Source organism: Candidatus Pseudomonas auctus (assembly GCF_048654275.1).
Classification (GTDB): domain Bacteria; phylum Pseudomonadota; class Gammaproteobacteria; order Pseudomonadales; family Pseudomonadaceae; genus Aquipseudomonas; species Aquipseudomonas pharyngis.
The window spans coordinates 115,145-132,922 of record NZ_JBJYZK010000017.1 but is presented as its reverse complement, the minus strand read 5'-3'; the positions used below and the strand labels follow the sequence as shown (position 1 = coordinate 132,922).

Genomic DNA, 17,778 nt, shown 5'->3' with positions numbered 1-17,778 from the left:
GCCCTCATGAAAAATCAGAGCGAATACCAACCCAATTTAAGGTTGCAGGGTTCCCCTGCAACATAGAATCTCCCACAGGGAATTTGGGAGTTAAAGGACCATCGCAGCCACCCAGCCAAACGCCAGCAGCGGCAGGTTGTAATGCAGGAAAGTCGGGACGACGGTGTCCCAGATGTGGTGGTGCTGGCCGTCGATGTTCAGCCCGGAGGTCGGGCCGAGGGTCGAGTCCGATGCGGGCGAACCGGCATCGCCCAAGGCACCGGCCGTGCCGACGATGCAGACAATCGCCATCGGGCTGAAGCCCAGTTGCACGCACAGCGGCACGAAAATCGCCGCCAGGATCGGCACCGTGGAAAACGAAGAGCCGATGCCCATGGTTACCAGCAGCCCGACCAGCAGCATCAGCAAGGCACCGATGCCTTTGCTGTGGTTGATCCACGACGCCGAAGACTCGACCAGCGTCTGCACCTCGCCGGTGGCCTTCATCACTTCGGCGAATCCGGAGGCGGCGATCATGATGAAGCCGATCATCGCCATCATCTTCATGCCTTCGGTGAACAGGTCATCCGTCTCGCGCCATTTGACGATGCCCGACGCCGAAAAGATCAGGAAACCGGCCAGCGCCCCGATAATCATCGAATCCAGCAGCAACTGAATAATGAAGGCTGCGGCAATGGCGACACCGGCGATCAACAGACTGCGCGGGTTGTACTGCACCGCCACCTGCTCGACCTGCTCGATTTTTCCCAGGTCGTAGACGCGTTTCTTGCGGTAACTGATAAAGGCGATACCCAGCCCTGCCAGCATGCCCAGCGCCGGAATTCCCATGGCATGGGTGACGTTGATCCCGCTGATGTCCACGCCACTGCGGGCAACGTTGGCCAGCAGGATTTCATTAAGGAAAATGTTGCCGAAGCCCACCGGCAGGAACATGTACGGCGTAATCAGGCCGAAAGTCATGACGCAGGCGATCAACCGGCGGTCCAGTTGCAGCTTGGTCAGTACATAGAGAAGCGGCGGCACCAGCAGCGGAATGAACGCGATGTGAATCGGCAGGATGTTCTGCGAAGCGATCGCCACCACCCACAGCAGGCCGATCAGCAGCCATTTGACGCTGCCGCCACCGGTCGCATGCTGGCGGTCGACCATCGCCAGAGCCTTGTCGGCCAGCGCATGGGCCAGGCCGGACTTGGCAATCGCCACGGCGAAAGCGCCGAGCAACGCGTAGGACAACGCCACCGTCGCCCCGCCGCCCAGGCCACTGTTGAAAGCCTTGAGCGTGGCGTCGATACCCAGACCACCGGTCAGGCCACCAACCAGCGCGCCGACGATCAATGCGATCACCACATGCACCCGGGACAGGCTGAGGATCAGCATGACGCCGACCGCAGCAATCACTGCATTCATTTCACTACCTCGAAAACACGACGGTAAAGCCATTCACCGCCAGACAGGATGAGTCCGGCCGACAAGCCACGAGGGTCGCCAGCGGATTTGCATAGAGGGTCTTATTAGAAGGGCGCGCACTGTGCCGCAGCGCGGGCGCAGTGTCAAAGCGACTGGTCGCAACACTGTGTAACTTTCCATGATCAATCCGCTGAACAGGGCATATCCGCCACAACATGCGTCAATTCGCCCTATTGCATTTACGCCATAAAGAAAGCCGAAACGCGGCCGTTACAGTGCAAAGTCTCAGATATTTATCGAATAAGGACGTTTCCATGTCACTCAGACAACTTTCCATCCAATGGAAAATCACCCTGCTCGCCGGGCTCTGCCTGGCCGGTATCGTGACCCTGTTGGTGGGTCTTTCGCTGTATCGCATGGAGCACAGTTCCGAACTGGTGAAAGCTTCGAGCATGGAAATGCTCACCGAGTCGGCCCAGGCTCGCATCGAATCCCAGGGCGAAGTCCAGGCAGCGGGCATTCGCCAGCAGTTCATGGATGCCTATCAATATGGCCACGGTTTCTCGCGTCAGGTGCTGTTCCTGCGTGAGCAGGCCGAGAAGCGTTTCCTCGATGCCTTCGACCTGCGTGAGGACATGACCCGTCAGGTGAAATCGGCCTTGCAGGCCAATCCGGATCTGCTCGGCCTGTCGCTCGTGTTCGAAGCCAACGCGCTGGATGGCAAGGACGAGCTATTTGCCGGACAAGGTGAATTAGGCAGCAACGACAAGGGCCGTTTCGCCCTGTACTGGTCGCAGCCGACTCCGGGCAAGGTGACCTCGATGGCCCTGCCGGAAAGCGACATGGCCGACACCAGCACCGGCCCCAGCGGCCAGGCCGCCAACGCCTGGTTCACCTGCCCGCGCACCACGCTCAAGCCCTGCGTGATCGAACCCTATTTCTATGTGATCGACGGGCAAAAGGTGCTGATGACCAGCATCGTGTTCCCGCTGATGGTCAACGGCAAAGTCATCGCCTCGCTGTCGGTGGACATCAACCTCAACAGCCTGCAAGCGATCAGCCAGAGCGCCAGCAAAAAGCTCTACGACGGCCAGACCGCCGTGAGCATCGTCAGCCCCGCCGGCCTGCTCGCCGGTTACAGCCCGGACGCCAATAAACTCAGCCAGCGCCTGGATGCCGTGGACACCACCAGCGGCGCCGAACTGCTGCGTCTTCTCGCCTCGAGCAACACCGTCAGCAGCCTGCACAGCAACGCGCAACTGAAAGTGCTGTCGCCGTTCCAGCCAATTCCCGGCGGCCCGTCCTGGGGCGTGCTGCTCGATGTGCCGGAAAAGGTTCTGGTAAGCCGCGCCGAAGCGCTCAAGCAGCAACTCGATGCCAGCAACACCTCAGGCACCCTGATCGAACTGAGCCTCGGCGTGCTCGCTGCGCTGATCGGCCTTTTGCTGGTGTGGCTGATGGCCCGCAGCGTGACCAAACCGATCCTCGGCGTGGCCCACATGCTGGAAGACATCGCCAGCGGCGAAGGCGATCTGACCCGCCGTCTGGCCTACGACAAGAAGGACGAGCTCGGCCAGTTGGCCGGCTGGTTCAACCGTTTCCTCGACAAGCTGCAACCGATCATCGCCGAGGTGAAACGCTCGGTGCAGGACGCGCGCAACACCGCCGACCAGTCTTCAGCGATTGCGACCCAGACCAGCGCCGGCATGGAGCAGCAATACCGTCAGGTCGATCAGGTCGCCACCGCGTCCCACGAAATGAGCGCCACCGCTCAGGACGTGGCCCGCAGCGCTGCGCAAGCCGCCGAAGCCGCCAAGGACGCCGACCGCGCCACCCGTCAGGGCCTGACCGTGATCGACCGCACCACCGCGAGCATCGACACCCTCGCCGCCGACATGAGCGCGGCGATGGTGCAGGTAGAAGGCCTGGCCGCCAACAGCGAGAAGATCGGCACCGTGCTGGAAACCATCCGCGCCATCGCCGAACAGACCAACCTGCTGGCCCTCAACGCCGCCATCGAAGCCGCCCGCGCCGGTGAAGCCGGGCGCGGTTTTGCGGTGGTCGCCGACGAAGTGCGCAACCTCGCCCGCCGCACCCAGGAATCGGTGGAAGAAACCCGCCAGGTGATCGAGCAATTGCAGACCGGAACCCAGGATGTCGTCGGTTCGATGGGCAACAGCCATCGTCAGGCCCAGGGCAGCGTCGAACAGGTCGGCCAGGCCGTGACGGCGCTGCGCCAGATCGGCGATGCGGTGACGGTGATCAGCGACATGAACCTGCAGATCGCCAGCGCTGCGGAAGAGCAGAGCGCGGTGGCCGAAGAGATCAACAACAACGTGGCGACGATTCGTGATGTGACGGAGTCGCTGTCGGGGCAGGCGAATGAATCGGCGCGGGTGAGTCAGTCGCTTAATAGTCTGGCGAATCAGCAGCAGAGCTTGATGGATCAGTTTCGGGTTTGATTCTTGAATGTGGGGGGTGTCAGTTAAATCGCCCCCCTCACCCCAGCCCTCTCCCCCAAGGGGGCGAGGGGGAAAGGGAGTAGATCTTCATGCTGTTCGGAACCTGAGTTCAACTCGATAGATCAGGTCAGCGTAACTCGAAAGAACACCTCGGTCAGTCCCCTCTCCCTCCGGGAGAGGGTTAGGCGGGCGGCGTTCCGATGAGGGGGCTCTTGAAGCTCACCGCCGAGGCAACTGAATCTCCACCTTCAACCCGCCCCACTCGCTTTCGCCCAGCACCAGCACCCCGCCCCAGGTGTCGACAATGTCCCGCACAATCCCCAGCCCCAAGCCATGCCCGTCGGTCTGCTCATCCAGCCGCGTCCCCCGGCTGAATACCTGAGCCCGCTGCGCCTCGGGAATCCCCGGCCCGTCGTCTTCCACACTCAGCACAAAACCTTCTAACGTCTCGACCACACTCAGCCGCACCTCGGCATCCGCCCATTTGCAGGCGTTGTCCAGCAGGTTACCGAGCAGTTCCAGCAGGTCCTCACGATCCCACGGCAATTGCAGGCCCGGCGGGGCCACGTAGCTCAGTTCCAGATGCTCGCCATGGATCATGTTCAACGTCGACAGCAACCCCGGCAGCTCGGCGTCGCAATCGAACAGCGCTCCCGGCAACGCATCGCCGGACAGGCGCGCACGGTTGAGCTCGCGGTTCAGTCGTTGCTGAACCTGCTCCAGTTGTTCCTTGAGGATCTTGCGCAGCTCCGGGTGCGCGTCGAGCCGTTCACTCGACGCCAGACTCAACAGCACCGCCAACGGGGTTTTCAGCGCATGCCCGAGATTGCCCAGGGCATTGCGCGAACGCTTGAGGCTGTCTTCGGTGTGCGCCAGCAAATGGTTGATCTGCGCCACCAGCGGTTCCAGTTCCGCCGGCACTTGTTCATCGAGTTGCGAACGCTGGCCCTGCTGCAACTGGGCGATCTGCTCGCGGGCCTTTTCCAGCGGCCGCAACGCGCGGCGCACGGTCAGACGTTGCAACAACAGAATCAGCAACAACCCGGCCAAACCGAGGCCGAGGCCGATCTGGCGCATGCGCTGGAAACTCTCGCGCACCGGCGTGTAATCCTGAGCCACGCTGATGGAAATCGACTGACCGAGCCGTCGATAGTCCGAGCGCAGTACCAGCAATTGCTGGCCGTCCGGCCCCAGTTGCAGGTTGCTGTGCAGGCCGGAGCGTTCGAGCAACGGCAGATCCTGATCCCACAACGAGCGGGAGCGCCAATGGCTGTCGGCGAAGTCGATGCGGAAGTAATGCCCGGAAAACGGTCGCTGGTAGGCCGGCGACAAGTGCCGCTCATCCAGCTGCAAGCCTTGCGGCCCGCGAACCAGCGCCACCAGCAGGCTCTCGCTGTCGTTACGCAAGCCGGCTTCGAGATAGCGCTGCAACCCTACTTCGAACAACCACAGACTGGTTTGCGCCAGCAGCACACCGACGACCACCAGCACGCTGATCAACCCTAGGCTCAAGCGGCGCTGGATCGATCTCACGAAGCCTGTCCGCCAAACAGATAACCCTGACCGCGACGGGTTTCGATCACGCTCTTGCCGAGCTTGCGTCGCAGGTGATTGACGTGAACTTCCAGCACGTTGGAATCGCGCTCGGTCTCGCCGTCGTAGAGGTGTTCGGCGAGGTGGCTTTTGGAGAGGATCTGTTCCGGGTGCAGCATGAAGTAGCGCAGCAGACGGAATTCGGCAGCGGTCAGCTGAATATCGGCGCCGTCGCGCACGACACACTGGCGGCCCTCGTCCAGGTGCAGTCCTGCGGCCTTGAGCGTCGGTTGGTTGGCCTGGCCCTTGGAACGGCGCAGCAGCGACTGGATGCGCAAATACAGCTCTTCCGGGTGGAAGGGTTTGGTCAGGTAATCGTCGGCACCGGCCTTGAGGCCTTCGATACGCTCGGCCCAGGAGTCGCGGGCAGTGAGGATCAGCACCGGAATCGTCAGACCGCCGGCGCGCCATTGCGCCAGCACCTCAAGCCCCGGAACGCCGGGCAGACCGAGGTCGAGGACGATCAGGTCGTAGGGCTCGCTGCTGCCCTGATAGACCGCATCGCGTCCGTCCGCCAGCCAGTCCACCGCGTAGCCCTGACGTTGCAGGCCTGCCAGCAATTCGTCGGCCAGCGGTACGTGGTCTTCCACCAGAAGCAAGCGCATCGGTCAATCTTCCTTGTCTTTCACGAGTTCGCCGGTGTCGGCCTTCAAGTGCAGCTCGCGAGCCACACCCTCGACGGTCAGCAACTCGACTTCATAAATGTAGACGTCGTGTTTTTCTTCCAGCTCGACTTCCAGCAGTTTCGCGCCGGGATAACGGTCCATCGCCTGGTGTAATACCTGCTCGAGCGGCAGGATCACACCCTGCTTGCGCAGATTGAGGGCTTCGTCGGGACCCAGGTCGCGGGCCATGGCCGTCGAGCAAAACATCACCAGCGCCAATGCCGTACGGCGGGTGGCGCGAACATTCACCTTCATTACGTATCCTGATGATCCTTGAGCACTTGCCCGCTCACCGCGTCCAGTTCCAGATCCCATTCCAGCCCCTGCGGATCACGCAGCTCGATCTGGTAGATGTACTTGCCGTACTGTTCTTCCAGCTCGGTGTCGGTGATCGTCGAACCCGGGTGTTTGGCCAGCGCGGTGGCGTTGAGCTTCTCGAAGGAGACGATAGTACCAGCGTCGCGCAGGCGCAGGGCTTCATCCGGGCCGAGATCGCGGGCGTGAACGGTGCTGGCGGTGAGGCCGATGATCGAGGCGATGGTCAGGGCAGTCAGGGTTTTCATGGTGTCTCCGTATTTTTATGTGTCGCTACGGGCCGCACCTTAACGGTGCGAACTTAACTGAAACTGAATTGCCATCATTGGGCCTGCTCCTGCAGCCACGGCAACATGTGCTTATAATCTTTCGCTTGCTAACGATCGAGACCGGTATGACCGCCATTCACATCAAGTTCCCTGCCCTCACCCTCAAGGCCGGCCCCAGGGCCATGGCGCGCATTCGTGCCCAAGGCCTGAACGCCGCCGACGTCGGCACCCTGCCCGGCGCTGCCGGTGGGCCCAAGGCATTGGGGATTCAGGGGCTGGATCTGGCGTTGTTCGGCGAGTGGCTGCCGGCGGCGCCGCGCGAGCGTTCGCTGATCGGTGCGTCGGTGGGTTCCTGGCGCTTCGCCAGTGCCTGCCTGCCGGACGCCGCCGAAGGCATCCGCCGCCTTGGTCATCTGTACACCGAGCAGGACTTCAACAAAGGCGTGACCATTGCCGAGGTCAGCCGCAGTTCGCAGCGCATGCTCGATGACCTGCTCGACGGCCGCGATGCCAGCCTTCTGACCAACGCCCATTACCGCTTGAACATCATGGTGGTCAAAAGCCACGGCGGGCTGGCGGACGATCATCGCGGCCGGCTCGGGCTGGCACTGGGTTCGGTGATCGCCGACAACCTGCGCGGCCGCGCGCGGCTGTCGCGGCACTTCGAACGGCTGATCATCCACGACCCGCGCCTGGCGCCCCCGGTGCACGCGCTGAATGACTTCCCGTCGCGCTTCGTCGCCCTCGATGCCGGCAACCTGCGCCAGGCGCTGCTGGCCTCGGGTTCGATCCCGATGGTCATGGAGGGCGTGCGTGACCTGCCGGGCGCCGGTGCCGGCACGTTCCGCGACGGCGGTCTGCTCGACTACCACCTCGACCTGCCCTACAGCGGCGACGGCATCGTGTTGTATCCGCACTTCACCGACCGAGTGATCCCGGGCTGGTTCGACAAGACTCTGCCGTGGCGCAAAGCTTCGGTGGAACGCTTGCAGGACGTGCTGTTGCTCGCGCCGTCGAAGGAATACCTGGCGCGTCTGCCCTACGGCAAACTCCCCGACCGTAACGACTTCAAGCGTTTCATGGGCGATGCGCCGAGCCGACAGAAATACTGGCGCGCGGCGATGGACGAGAGCCGCCGGATGGGTGACGAATTCCTTGAACTGACTGCCAATGGTCGCCTCGCCGAACGCTTGCTGACCCTTTAGTCAGCACAGCCGGGAACAAGCTGATAAACTCGCCGCCTGCCCGAATTCGCTGCGGCGAACGCCATCTGAACAGAGCTGAAATCACTGTGGAAATCTTCAAGGAATTTACGTTCGAATCCGCCCACCGCCTGCCCCACGTACCGGACGGCCACAAGTGCGGACGCCTGCACGGCCACTCGTTCAAAGTGGCGATTCACCTGAGCGGCGACCTCGACCCGCACACCGGCTGGATCCGTGACTTTTCCGAGATCAAGGCGATTTTCAAGCCGCTGTACGAGCGTCTGGACCACAATTACCTGAACGACATTCCGGGCCTTGAGAACCCGACCAGCGAAGTGCTGGCCAAATTCATCTGGAATGAATTGAAGCCCCTGCTGCCGGAACTCAGTGCGATCCGCATCCACGAGACCTGCACCAGCGGTTGCATCTATCGCGGCGAGTAATTCCCGCGACACAAAAAAACCACCGAGACCGGTGGTTTTTTTACGCCTATGCTTTTTGGCTCGAACCGCCAAGAGGGCAGGCCCATGACGGACTGGCTGCTGGATCAGGTCTTTGATTTCAACGGGCAACAGATTCGCCACGGGGTGCACGGCGACGGCCCGCCGCTGGTATTCGTGCACGGCACGCCCTTCTCGTCTTACGTGTGGCACCGCATCGCGCCGCACTTTTTCGCCACCCATCGGGTGCATTACTTCGATCTGCTGGGCTACGGGCAGTCCGAGCAACCGGACGCCGATGTCTCCCTCGGCGTGCAGAACGAATTGCTCGCGCAGTTGCTGGATCACTGGAATCTGCAACACCCAGACATGGTCGCCCACGACTTCGGCGGCGCCACCGTGCTGCGCGCTCATCTGCTCAACGGCAAGGATTACCGCAGCCTGACCCTGATCGACCCGGTCGCGCTGACGCCCTGGGGTTCGCCGTTCGTGCAGCACGTGCGCCAGCATGAAGCGGCGTTCAGCGGCCTGCCGGATTACATCCAGCGCGCCATCGTGCCGGCCTATATTCGCGGGGCGATTCACCGGGATATTCCCGATGACGAACTGGCGCCCTACGTGCAGCCGTGGCTGGGCGATCCGGGGCAAGCGGCGTTCTACCGGCAGATCGCGCAGATGGATCAGCGCTACACGCTGGAGGCACAGCCGCTGTACCCGACGATCCGTTGCCCGGTGCAGATTCTCTGGGGGGAAGAGGATCAGTGGATTCCCATTGAGCGCGGGCGCGAGTTGCACAAGATGATTCCAGGATCGCTGTTTCATCCGATCCCGAATGCCGGGCATCTGGTGCAGGAAGATGCGCCTGAAGCCATCGTCGCCGCGCTGCTGCGGTTTCTCTGATCCAATCCCGTGACCCTGTGGGAACAACTGCTCCCACATGGTTCGGTGCGGCGCCCGATGCACTGCTTTCGCGCCGATCATCCGTGCCTCGTCTATAAATACCCGCAACATCGCGTTTGGCACGACCGCTGCAACCTCTTCGCGTCCTCCCCTTTCCAGCAAGGAACGCCCCATGACGCAAAACGATCCCGGCAACGATTACCCCCTCAGTGAAGTGCCGATGCACGCGCGCAAAGGCCTGGCCTCCACGGCGATGGTGCTGCTGGGGTTCACCTTCTTCACGGCGACCATGTTTGCCGGCGGCAAGCTCGGCGTGGCGTTCAACTTCGGCGAAATGCTCGCCGTCATCGTCATCGGCAATCTGCTGCTCGGTGTGTATGCCGCAGGCCTCGGCTACATCGCCTTCAAGAGCGGGCTGAATTCGGTGCTGATGGGGCGCTTCTGTTTTGGCGAAGTCGGCAGCAAACTCAGCGATCTGATCCTCGGGTTTACCCAGATCGGCTGGTACGCCTGGGGCACCGCGACGGCGGCGGTGGTACTTGGCAAGTATTTCGATCTGAATGAAGCCACGGTACTGGGGCTGATGGTGCTGTTCGGCCTGGTGTTCTGCGCCACGGCGTATGTCGGTTATCGAGGGCTGGAGATTCTGTCGTACATCGCGGTACCGGCGATGATGTTGCTGCTGATGCTGTCGATGTGGGTCGCCACCGTGAAAGTCGGCGGCCTCGACGGTTTGCTCAGCGTCGTGCCCAGCGGTTCGCTGGACTGGTCGACCGCCATCACGCTGGTGTTCGGCACCTTCGTCAGCGGCGCGACCCAGGCCACCAACTGGACGCGTTTTTCGCGCTCGGCGCGCATTGCGGTGCTGGCCAGCCTGATCGGCTTTTTCATCGGCAATGGCCTGATGGTGCTGATCGGCGCCTACGGCGCAATCGTCTACCAACAACCCGACGTGGTCGAAGTGCTGCTGTTGCAAGGCTTCGCCATGGCAGCGATGGCGATGCTGTTGCTGAACATCTGGAGCACCCAGGACAACACCATCTACAACTTCGCCGTCGCCGGCTGCAACCTGCTGCGCACCGGGCGCCGCAAGACCGTGACCTTGGCCGGTGCCGTGATCGGCACGGCGCTCGCGCTGCTGGGCATGTACGACATGCTGGTGCCTTATCTGATCCTGCTGGGCACGGTGATCCCGCCGATTGGCGGGGTGATCATGGCGGACTTTTTCTTCCGCTGGCGCGGGCGTTATCCGCGTCTGGCCGACGCACGGTTACCGGCGTTCAACTGGCCGGGGCTGGCGGCTTACGCGGCCGGAACCGTCGCCGCGTTCGGCTCGCCGTGGGTCGCGCCGCTGGTCGGCATCGCCGTTGCCGCGTTAACGTATATCGCAGTGACCGGCCTGCTCGGCGCCCGCAACGCGGCCGCCCCTCTACAAGATCTATAAAAGGATTCGCCCGATGCACATCATCAACGCCCGACTGCGCAACCAGGAAGGTCTGCACGAATTGCACCTCGAAGACGGCCTGATCCGCAGCATCGCGCGCCAGACCGAAGCGCCGACTCTGGGCCCCGACGACCTCGACGCCGGCGGCAATCTGGTGGTGCCGCCCTTCGTCGAGCCGCACATCCACCTCGACGCCACCCTGACCGCCGGCGAGCCGCGCTGGAACATGAGCGGCACGCTGTTCGAAGGCATCGAGTGCTGGGGCGAGCGCAAAGTCACCATCACCCAGGAAGACACCAAGACCCGGGCCAAGAAAACCATACAAACCCTCGCCGCCCACGGCATCCAGCACGTGCGTACCCACGTCGACGTCACCGACCCGCAACTCACCGCGCTCAAGGCGATGCTCGAAGTGCGCGAGGAAAGCCGTCACCTGATCGACCTGCAAATCGTCGCGTTCCCCCAGGAAGGCATTGAGTCGTTTCGTAATGGTCGCGAGCTGATGGAAGAAGCAATCCGCATGGGCGCGGACGTGGTCGGCGGGATTCCGCATTTCGAATACACCCGCGATCAGGGTGTCAGTTCGGTGAAGTTCCTGATGGACCTGGCCGAGCGCACCGGCTGCCTGGTGGACGTGCACTGCGACGAAACCGACGACCCGCATTCGCGCTTCCTCGAAGTGCTGGCCGAAGAGGCCCGCAGTCGCGACATGGGCGCCCTCGTGACCGCCAGCCACACCACTGCGATGGGCTCCTACGACAACGCCTACTGCGCCAAACTGTTCCGCCTGCTCGGGCATTCGGGGATCAGTTTTGTCTCCTGCCCGACCGAAAGCATTCACCTGCAAGGTCGCTTCGACAACTTCCCGAAACGCCGCGGCGTGACCCGCGTCAACGAACTGCTCGAAGCCGGGATGAACGTCTGCTTCGGCCAGGACTCGATCGTCGATCCGTGGTATCCGCTGGGCAACGGCAACATCCTGCGGGTCCTCGAAGCCGGCCTGCACATCTGCCACATGCTCGGTTATCGCAACCTGCAGAGCGCGCTGGATCTGGTCACCGACAACAGCGCCAAGGCCATGCACCTCGGTGAACGCTACGGCCTGGAACAGGGCCGCCCGGCGAACCTGCTGATCCTGTCGGCGGACAGCGATTACGAAGTGATCCGCAGCCAGGGCCTGCCGCTGTATTCGATCCGCGACGGCAAAGTGCTGATGAAGCGGCAGATGCCGGTGGTGGAATTCGTCTAAGGTGTAGAAGTCGGCGCTGCAACGGCGCCGACTTCCTCCGATGGACGCACTGTCATGCCGTAGTTCGCGCGCTGTTGCTCCGCTGCCATCCTCATTGATCCGTGAGGACGCGACATGAATCAAAAGACCACTTCCGATCCCATGGCCACGCTTTACCAGGAAGGCCGCCATACGTTTGTCGAACTCGTGCCCGATGGAGGGGCCAGGCTCGACGCCTTGTTTCATACCGTTCCCGCATTGGGCCAACTGGCCGTCGGCGTGGTGTACGGACATTTACACTCACGTCCCGGTCTTGATCCGCGATTACGCGAAGCGGTGTCGTTTGCCGCCATTGTCGCCTCGGGCATGGTCGGACCACCGCTGAGCGTGCACCTCAAAACCGGCCTGGCATCGGGCCTCGCTCCGGGTGAATTGACTGAAATACTGCTGCAGGCTTCGGCCTTCGCCGGTTTCCCCCGAGCGGTCAGCGCTGCGGAGCAGCTCAATCATCTGTTTGCAGACGCGGGCCTTGAATCACCACCGCCCCCTACCCCGAGAGAAGTCACTTCGAGATTTTGCTCTGACGTTCGCGAGGGCCATTCACCAATTCCGTTGAGTGCCGCCGTGAAACGCCAATTGCGGCACGCAGACCGTTTGGCGCTGCAAGCCTGCACAGCACAGGCTGTGATCGTCGAGTGTTTTCAAAGCCCCGAAACGCAGCCCAAAGCCCTGCTGTATGTGACGGTGGACGATGACACTGTTGCCGCCGTGAAACTGTTCAAGGGCCAATGAACGGTTTCATGGTTATGGATCGGGGCGGCTTTATCGCCAAACGATAGAGCCAACCTGTCAGATCTGACAGGCGACAAGCGCTGCGTGTCGGCTCACAGTAAACCCCAAGGGATCCATCGTTCCCGGGGGGACGATCATGAAAGGGACTTCACCTTTTTGTCCGATGTGCGGTGCCAAACAGACGCACGCCGAGCATCTCGCCATCGCGCTCTTCCAGTAAAATCGGGGCCGTCCCGCCTGGCATTACCACCTGCACCTCTCCCGCCGACACCCAGCCTACCCGCCATGCCGCAGACGCCACCGCACTGGCGCTGGTGCCAGAGGACGCCGTCGGCCCCTCGCCCCGCTCGAACACCCGCGCCACAATGCGTTGATCGCCAGCGCGCATCGCCCATTGCAGGTTGATCCCGGCCGGGCACGGCTGGCCGGCGCCGGTGGGCATGGCGTAGGCGATGGCGGTCAGACAGTCTGCCAGCGGCGATTCAAGCATCTGTGCGTCGCTCGGCAATGCGGCTTCATCCTGCACCAGGGTCACGCAATGCGGATTGCCGATGCGCACGAACTGGCTGTGCGCCCAGGCAGGATCGAGTTGCGCCAGCGGTCGAACACCGCTGACTTCCACGCCATTGAAAGGGTGCGACTCAACCCCGAGCGCACCGACCGCCGCCGGGCCGAAACCGGGCTGGCCGAGGTCCAGCCAGAAGCCCTGCACGCCCGCCACTTGCGCCGGTTTCACCGAGGTCGGCACGGGCGATAGTGCGTCCTGTTTGTCGTGATGCACCCGCAGCGTCGCGCCCTCCTCCGGCATCACCCCCTGTTCGAGCAGCGCCTGGGAGAAGATCGTCAGGCCATTGCCGCTGCGTTCAGCCAGCGTGCCATCGGTGTTGACGATCAGCAGATCGAAGGGTGGCGAGGATTGAAACGGGCCGATCAGCAAGCCATCGCTGCGATGGGACTTGCTGCCGAGAGGTCGCTGACCGTCGGGCCAATCGCAGCACAGGGCGATCGCGGCGCGGCTCCACGCCAGTCGAGACAAGGCACACTGCGTGGCACTGGCGGGCAGATCGATACCCGAGTCCCGCAGCGCCTGCGGTGAAATCACCCCGTAGATATTGCCCCGTGCATCGTAGAACTGCGTCATGTACTGACCCTTGTTTTCGAGTTGCCAAAGACGTCACTGTAAAACGCAATTCCTTGTGGGAGCGAGCCTGCTCGCGATGCCGTAGTGTCAGTCGAACTTTCATTGTCTGATACACCGCCATCGCGAGCAGGCTCGCTCCCACAGAAGAGCTGTGCAAGGATGTCCGCTGCTGAAACGTTTTTTGCCAAGGATCGTTATGACCAGCCTCACCCCACAAGACACGTTCGTTCCCGGACGCCTCGAACAGATGTCCACGCGCATCGCTTTCTTCATCGCCGGGCTCGGCATCGCCGCGTGGGCGCCGCTGGTCCCCTACGCCAAGGCGCGCGCCGGTCTCGATGAAGGCACCTTGGGATTGTTGTTGCTGTGCCTGGGCGTCGGTTCGATTCTGGCGATGCCGCTGGCGGGAATTCTGGCCACGCGGTTTGGCTGCCGCAAGGTGGCTACCGGCGGCACGCTGCTGATCTGTGCAGCATTGCCGTTGCTGGCGACGGTGTCGTCGATTCCGGCATTGATCGCCACGTTGTTCATGTTCGGCGCCGGGCTGGGCACGGTGGATTCGACGGTGAACCTGCAAGCGGTGATCGTCGAGCGGGCCAGCGGCAAGAACATGATGTCGGGGTTCCACGGGCTGTTCAGCCTCGGCGGGATCGTCGGCGCGGCGGGTGTGAGCGCCCTGCTCGGTCTCGGGTTGTCGCCACTGGCGGCGATGCTGGTGGTGGTTGTAGTGCTGATTGCGGCGCTGTTCAAGGCGGTGCCGCACATGCTGCCTTACGGCAGTGAAAGCTCGGGGCCTGCGTTCGCGGTGCCCCACGGGATCGTGCTGTTCATCGGCGGCATGTGCTTCATCGTATTCCTCACCGAAGGCGCGGCGCTGGACTGGAGCGCGGTGTTTCTGGCCCAGGAACGCGGGATCGACACCGCCTATGCGGGGCTGGGTTACGCAGCGTTCGCACTGACCATGACGGCCGGTCGTTTGACCGGTGACCGGATCGTCCGCGCACTGGGCGCAACCCGGATCATTCTGTTTGGCGGTCTGCTGGCAGCGGCGGGATTGTTTCTGGCGACCTTTGCCCCGAGCTGGCAAGCCGCGCTGCTGGGTTATGCGCTGGTCGGCGCCGGGTGTTCGAACATCGTGCCGGTGCTGTACACGGCGGTGGGCAAGCAGACGGTGATGCCGGAAAGCATCGCCGTGCCGGCAATCACTACGCTGGGGTATGCGGGGATTCTGGCGGGGCCGGCGGTGATCGGCTTTGTCGCCCACGCCAGCAGCCTGAGTTTTGCCTTCGGGTTGATGGCGACGTTGCTGGTGGCGGTGGCGATTGGCGGCAAAGCGCTCAAAGTCTGAAAAACATCATCTGAACGCCCCCGAAGCGAACCCGCTCCCACAAGATACAAACGTTCCCTGTGGGAGCTGCGGTTCGACGATTCGACTTGCCCGCGATGAAGCCACCTCGGTCTATCAGAAACCGACGCTGGCCTGCACGAAGAACGTCCGTGGCGTACCCACGTAGATCCCCGAGTTGTTGTCGCTGGAGCGGGTGAAATACTGCTTGTCGAAGATGTTTTTCACCCCGGCGCCGAGCTTCAGGTTCGACAGCTGCGAACCAAAGTCATAGCCGCCGCGCACGTTCCAGGTCACGTAACCCGGAATGTCGCCGTACTGCCCGTCCGCCGTGCCTTCGGTGATGTAATTGCCATTGAAGCTGCCATCAGCATTCACGCCGGTGCCCGGCGAGCGCTGTTTGGACTGGGCGAAGCCGTCGATGTTGTAGGTCCAGCGGTTGATGTCGTAACGCAGGCCGACGGTCGCCACCTGACGCGAGTAGAACGGCAGGTCGCGGCCCTTGAAGCCGGGGATCTCGCCTTCATAAGTCGCGCGGGTGTAAGTGAAACCGGCGTTGGCCGTCAGGCCATCAAGGCGTGGATCGAGCGCCGCCATGTCGTAGTGCACCGACGCTTCGATACCCTGGTGCTTGGTTGCGCCGAGGTTGGTCCAGCCCACGTCGTTGCTGATGTATTGCAGTTCGTCATCGAAGTCGATGTAGAACAGCGTCACTTCCCCGCCCCACACGTCATCGTTGTAGCGCGTGCCGATTTCGTAGGTCTTGGCTTTTTCCGGCTCCAGACCGTTGGCGGTCTGGTCACCCGAGCCGCCCTGGCCGAGCTGAAAGTACTGAAGGCTGCCGAACGACGTCTCGTAGTTGGCGAACAGCTTCCACGCATCGGACAGGTGATACATCACGCTCAGGGCCGGCAGCGGCTCGTTGCTTTCGATGCTGCGGTTTTTCTCCGGGACGCGTTTGCCGGCGGTGTCGAGCACGGCGCGATCATGCCAGTCAGTGCTGATGTGCTCGAAGCGAATGCCCGGGGTCACGGTCCAGTTGCCGACATCGATCTTGTTGTCGATGTAGACCGAGTTGGCCTCGGTGCCGCCGGTGCGGTCCTGGAACACATGACCGTCGGAGGTCTTGGTGACCACCGGCACATTGTTGACCAGCGCCAGACGGCTCGATTGCTCGTGCATCGCCTCTTTCAGATAACGGTAACCGACGCTGACTTCCTGGGTGGTCGGGCCGACGTCGAACACTCGCGAAACACGCGGCTCGATGCCCAGCGTGTAGTAGGAACGCGGGAACGAGCTGAGGGTTTTCTGATCGCGGGCGGCGATGGTGCTGCCGCGAAAACTGTCGGAATAGTAGGTCAGCACTTCCGCCTGGGTGCGCTCGTCGATCTGCCGGATCCACTTGAACGACACGTCCTTGCGGCGGCCGCTGAAGCCGTCGTAGTCGCGGTCGGACTGGAACGGTTTGTCGTCGTACTGTTTCTGCGTCAGGCCGCCGGGCATGTCGGCGCTGGCGTCGTAGTAGTGGAAGTTGAGGCTGAAATCGTCCTGATCGGTCGGCGCCCAGTGGGTCTTGAGGATCACGTCGTCGATGTCGTTGCCGTTGTTGCGCTCGCGGTAACCGTTGCCGTTGACGCCCGAGTACAACAGCGCCATGCCGATGCCGTTGTCGGCGGTGCCGCCAAGAAACGCGGTATCGATGTGTTTCCAGCCACCGTGCTGGGAGGTTTCCAGGGTGGTGCCGATTTCACCGGTGGTTTTTTCCGGGATCGCGCGGGTCACGAAGTTGATCACGCCGCCGACGTTCTGCGGCCCGTAACGCACGGAGCCGGCACCACGGACCACGTCGATGCTGTCGAGGTTGCCGGAAGAAATCGGCGCCATCGACAGTTGTGGCTGGCCGTACGGAGCAAACGCGGCCGGCACGCCGTCGATCAATACGGTGGAGCGTGGCGACAGACGCGACGTCAAACCCCGCACGCCGACGTTCAGCGATATGTCGCTGCCGCCGGTGCCGTTGGCTTCCTGGACTTGCACGCCGGGCACGCGGCGCAGTACGTCGCCGACGTTCATCGCGCCCTGCTCGACCATCGCTTCACGGCGAATCACCGTGCGCGCGCCGGGGTGGTTCTGCACCACGGCGGCGTCGGCGTCGCCGAGCCAGTCGCCGACCACCTTGATGTCGGTCACGCCCAGTTCCAGCGGGCCGTTGGCAGCGGAAGTCGGGGCCGGCGACAGCGTCACCGAGCCTTCATTGATCTGATAATCCAGACCGCTGCCTTGCAGCAATTGGCGCAGGGCCTGCTCCGGAGAAAGATTGCCATCCACCGCCGGCGCCTGTTTGCCGGCGACCAGGTCCGGGCTGAAAAACACCTGCAACGACGTTTGCTGGCCCAGTTCGCTCAGGGCCTGACCCAGCGGCTGGGCGCGGATGTGGATGGCTTCGGCGGCGAAAGCCATCGGCATGGCGGCGTTGACCGCCAGCGCAAGCGCCAGCGGCAACCAAGGTGATTTTTTGTTTTTGGCGGTGGAGTTTTTCACGTCGAACGGAGTCCTGTGGATCGCAAGAGTG

The 17,778-nt window shown here is 62.6% G+C and carries 15 protein-coding genes and 1 pseudogene; 9 read left to right on the top strand and 7 right to left on the bottom strand.

Going from position 1 to position 17,778, the window contains the following annotated elements; all coding sequences use genetic code 11:
• Positions 1-90 precede the first annotated feature (90 nt).
• Positions 91-1,407 (bottom strand): Na+/H+ antiporter family protein, encoded by a 1,317-nt coding sequence (locus ACKUG4_RS25400; RefSeq protein WP_039770253.1) that lies wholly within the window; start codon positions 1,405-1,407, stop codon positions 91-93.
• 215 nt (positions 1,408-1,622) lie between these two features.
• Between ACKUG4_RS25400 and ACKUG4_RS25395 the strand changes: the two are divergent.
• Positions 1,623-3,011, top strand: a pseudogene (locus ACKUG4_RS25395) (methyl-accepting chemotaxis protein); the annotation flags it as partial.
• Between the two features lie 102 nt (positions 3,012-3,113).
• On the top strand, positions 3,114-3,869 hold the full coding sequence (locus tag ACKUG4_RS25390; protein ID WP_371262551.1) for a methyl-accepting chemotaxis protein: 756 nt from the start codon (positions 3,114-3,116) through the stop codon (positions 3,867-3,869).
• Positions 3,870-4,088: 219 nt separating this feature from the next.
• On the opposite strand, the gene ACKUG4_RS25385 is transcribed toward ACKUG4_RS25390, so the two are convergent.
• From ACKUG4_RS25385 to ACKUG4_RS25370, 4 genes are read right to left on the bottom strand one after another with little or no spacing between them, the layout of a single operon-like run.
• Positions 4,089-5,402, bottom strand: coding sequence for a sensor histidine kinase (locus ACKUG4_RS25385; RefSeq protein WP_445435087.1), 1,314 nt, complete (start codon positions 5,400-5,402; stop codon positions 4,089-4,091).
• Positions 5,399-6,067, bottom strand: coding sequence for a response regulator transcription factor (locus tag ACKUG4_RS25380; RefSeq protein WP_011335105.1), 669 nt, complete (start codon positions 6,065-6,067; stop codon positions 5,399-5,401). The genes ACKUG4_RS25385 and ACKUG4_RS25380 overlap by 4 nt, the downstream gene beginning before the upstream one ends.
• A 3-nt stretch (positions 6,068-6,070) precedes the next feature.
• The gene (locus ACKUG4_RS25375; protein WP_064597979.1) at positions 6,071-6,382 is read right to left on the bottom strand and encodes a PepSY domain-containing protein; all 312 of its coding nucleotides are present in this window, start codon (positions 6,380-6,382) and stop codon (positions 6,071-6,073) included.
• Complete coding sequence (locus tag ACKUG4_RS25370; protein WP_039770261.1) at positions 6,382-6,690, bottom strand: PepSY domain-containing protein; 309 nt, start codon at positions 6,688-6,690, stop codon at positions 6,382-6,384. Before ACKUG4_RS25370 ends, ACKUG4_RS25375 begins: the two co-directional genes overlap by 1 nt.
• A gap of 146 nt (positions 6,691-6,836) precedes the next feature.
• On the opposite strand from ACKUG4_RS25370, the gene ACKUG4_RS25365 reads away from it, so the two are divergent.
• The 6 genes from ACKUG4_RS25365 to ACKUG4_RS25340 all read left to right on the top strand — a co-directional run bounded on the left by ACKUG4_RS25365 (position 6,837) and on the right by ACKUG4_RS25340 (position 12,720).
• Positions 6,837-7,916 (top strand): patatin-like phospholipase family protein, encoded by a 1,080-nt coding sequence (locus ACKUG4_RS25365; protein ID WP_445435086.1) that lies wholly within the window; start codon positions 6,837-6,839, stop codon positions 7,914-7,916.
• An 86-nt stretch (positions 7,917-8,002) separates the two neighbouring features.
• Entirely contained in the window at positions 8,003-8,359 is a 357-nt protein-coding gene (gene queD / locus ACKUG4_RS25360) for a 6-carboxytetrahydropterin synthase QueD (protein WP_007955941.1), read from the top strand.
• An 84-nt stretch (positions 8,360-8,443) separates the two neighbouring features.
• On the top strand, positions 8,444-9,256 hold the full coding sequence (locus tag ACKUG4_RS25355; protein WP_445435085.1) for an alpha/beta fold hydrolase: 813 nt from the start codon (positions 8,444-8,446) through the stop codon (positions 9,254-9,256).
• A gap of 172 nt (positions 9,257-9,428) precedes the next feature.
• The gene (codB, locus tag ACKUG4_RS25350) at positions 9,429-10,700 is read left to right on the top strand and encodes a cytosine permease (RefSeq protein WP_064597984.1); all 1,272 of its coding nucleotides are present in this window, start codon (positions 9,429-9,431) and stop codon (positions 10,698-10,700) included.
• A 13-nt stretch (positions 10,701-10,713) separates the two neighbouring features.
• Complete coding sequence (codA, locus tag ACKUG4_RS25345) at positions 10,714-11,949, top strand: cytosine deaminase (RefSeq protein WP_085648185.1); 1,236 nt, start codon at positions 10,714-10,716, stop codon at positions 11,947-11,949.
• Between the two features lie 114 nt (positions 11,950-12,063).
• Positions 12,064-12,720, top strand: coding sequence for a carboxymuconolactone decarboxylase family protein (locus ACKUG4_RS25340; RefSeq protein WP_445435084.1), 657 nt, complete (start codon positions 12,064-12,066; stop codon positions 12,718-12,720).
• A 148-nt stretch (positions 12,721-12,868) separates the two neighbouring features.
• Here ACKUG4_RS25340 and ACKUG4_RS25335 read toward each other — a convergent pair whose 3' ends face one another.
• Positions 12,869-13,861: a diaminopimelate epimerase gene (locus ACKUG4_RS25335; protein ID WP_445435083.1), complete on the bottom strand. Its 993-nt coding sequence runs from the start codon at positions 13,859-13,861 to the stop codon at positions 12,869-12,871.
• A 196-nt stretch (positions 13,862-14,057) separates the two neighbouring features.
• Here ACKUG4_RS25335 and ACKUG4_RS25330 point away from each other — a divergent pair, with 196 nt between their 5' ends.
• Complete coding sequence (locus ACKUG4_RS25330) at positions 14,058-15,209, top strand: MFS transporter (RefSeq protein WP_007955928.1); 1,152 nt, start codon at positions 14,058-14,060, stop codon at positions 15,207-15,209.
• Between the two features lie 114 nt (positions 15,210-15,323).
• Here the strand turns inward: ACKUG4_RS25330 and ACKUG4_RS25325 are convergent, their stop codons facing one another.
• Positions 15,324-17,747 (bottom strand): TonB-dependent siderophore receptor, encoded by a 2,424-nt coding sequence (locus ACKUG4_RS25325; RefSeq protein ID WP_236191557.1) that lies wholly within the window; start codon positions 17,745-17,747, stop codon positions 15,324-15,326.
• Positions 17,748-17,778: the final 31 nt, after the last annotated feature.

Excerpts from the sequence above, each read along its gene's own strand:
- ACKUG4_RS25400 (WP_039770253.1), bottom strand. The coding sequence starts at position 1,407 with ATGAATGCAGTGATTGCTGCGGTCGGCGTCATGCTGATCCTCAGCCTG.
- codB (WP_064597984.1), top strand. The coding sequence starts at position 9,429 with ATGACGCAAAACGATCCCGGCAACGATTACCCCCTCAGTGAAGTGCCG.
- ACKUG4_RS25375 (WP_064597979.1), bottom strand. The coding sequence starts at position 6,382 with ATGAAGGTGAATGTTCGCGCCACCCGCCGTACGGCATTGGCGCTGGTG.
- ACKUG4_RS25380 (WP_011335105.1), bottom strand. The coding sequence starts at position 6,067 with ATGCGCTTGCTTCTGGTGGAAGACCACGTACCGCTGGCCGACGAATTG.
- ACKUG4_RS25355 (WP_445435085.1), top strand. The coding sequence starts at position 8,444 with ATGACGGACTGGCTGCTGGATCAGGTCTTTGATTTCAACGGGCAACAG.
- codA (WP_085648185.1), top strand. The coding sequence starts at position 10,714 with ATGCACATCATCAACGCCCGACTGCGCAACCAGGAAGGTCTGCACGAA.
- ACKUG4_RS25370 (WP_039770261.1), bottom strand. The coding sequence starts at position 6,690 with ATGAAAACCCTGACTGCCCTGACCATCGCCTCGATCATCGGCCTCACC.
- ACKUG4_RS25335 (WP_445435083.1), bottom strand. The coding sequence starts at position 13,861 with ATGACGCAGTTCTACGATGCACGGGGCAATATCTACGGGGTGATTTCA.
- ACKUG4_RS25390 (WP_371262551.1), top strand. The coding sequence starts at position 3,114 with ATGGAGCAGCAATACCGTCAGGTCGATCAGGTCGCCACCGCGTCCCAC.
- ACKUG4_RS25365 (WP_445435086.1), top strand. The coding sequence starts at position 6,837 with ATGACCGCCATTCACATCAAGTTCCCTGCCCTCACCCTCAAGGCCGGC.
- ACKUG4_RS25340 (WP_445435084.1), top strand. The coding sequence starts at position 12,064 with ATGAATCAAAAGACCACTTCCGATCCCATGGCCACGCTTTACCAGGAA.
- ACKUG4_RS25330 (WP_007955928.1), top strand. The coding sequence starts at position 14,058 with ATGACCAGCCTCACCCCACAAGACACGTTCGTTCCCGGACGCCTCGAA.